This window comes from Acinetobacter sp. CFCC 11171, from assembly GCF_003268405.1.
GTDB lineage: Bacteria > Pseudomonadota > Gammaproteobacteria > Pseudomonadales > Moraxellaceae > Acinetobacter > Acinetobacter amyesii.
The window spans coordinates 1-1,039 of record NZ_LQXP01000098.1 but is presented as its reverse complement, the minus strand read 5'-3'; the positions used below and the strand labels follow the sequence as shown (position 1 = coordinate 1,039).

At 40.3% G+C, this 1,039-nt stretch carries 1 protein-coding gene; it reads right to left on the bottom strand.

The window, feature by feature from the left end; translation table 11 throughout:
• Positions 1–52: 52 nt before the first annotated feature.
• Positions 53–985: an IS5-like element ISAha3 family transposase gene (locus tag AVJ20_RS18000; RefSeq protein WP_004812228.1), complete on the bottom strand. Its 933-nt coding sequence runs from the start codon at positions 983–985 to the stop codon at positions 53–55.
• Between the last annotated feature and the right edge of the window lie 54 nt (positions 986–1,039).

Here is a 1,039-nt window from a genome sequence, read left to right as displayed (position 1 = left end):
GGCTTTGTTGCATAAACATTCAAAAGCTGAGTTCTCCCCAATCCATTCAAATTTAAGACACAACTTGGGTGCGAGGTCTACCTAATTCCGTAAATCTATTCAGAACTGCCACACGCGCATGAATTTCATTGACCTGACTTTGAAAATGTCTTGCCGTCAGCCTATCACCTAATAATTTGATGCAATGCATCTTGGTTTCCACCAAACTACGACGGTGATAACCCGACCATTTTTTCCATAGGGTTCTACCTAAATGTTTAACCGTTTGAAGTAACTCATTTCGTTCTATTGAACTTATTTTAGAATCTTTCCAGGGCTTGGCATTCTTTCTGGGTGGAATTACTGCATGTGCTTGACGATCTGAAATCACTTTTCTGCAGCACTTCGTGTCGTACGCGCCATCGGTATAGACAGAATCTATTCGCTCATCTAGTGGAATTTGATCCAGTAAATCACCTAGTACTTGTGAATCACTGACATTATTTGTAGTAAGCTGAACGGCACGTATTTGCAGTGTTTCAGCATCTATACCAATATGCAGTTTACGCCATTGCCGACGGTATTCAGGCTGATGTTTTTTACGCTTCCATTCGCCTTCACCTAAAAACTTTAAACCCGTAGAGTCGACAAGTAGGTGTAACCCATCATGACTTTTCTGATAGCTTATCGCAATATCAATATGCTTTTGTCGTCTACAAAGGGTGGAGTAATCTGGTGCTGTCCAATTCAAGCCACAGAGTTTAATCAGGCTTTGAACAAAGCCAGTAACCATACGTAAAGAAAGACGGAATAGAGATTTGATCATTAAACAGCATTGAATCGCTGTATCGGAATAAGTTTGATTTCGTCCTTGCTTGCCTTGTGGTTGTGCATACCATTGCGTCTTAGGATCAAACCAGATTGAAATATTTCCTCGCTTGATTAAAGCTTGGTTATACGAGGACCAATTGGTTGTACGATAGATTTTAGGTGTAGGCTTCTTCATCTGGAAATTATATTACTGAAGAAGCCTTCAAGAATAGCTTTGTGCAACAAAGCC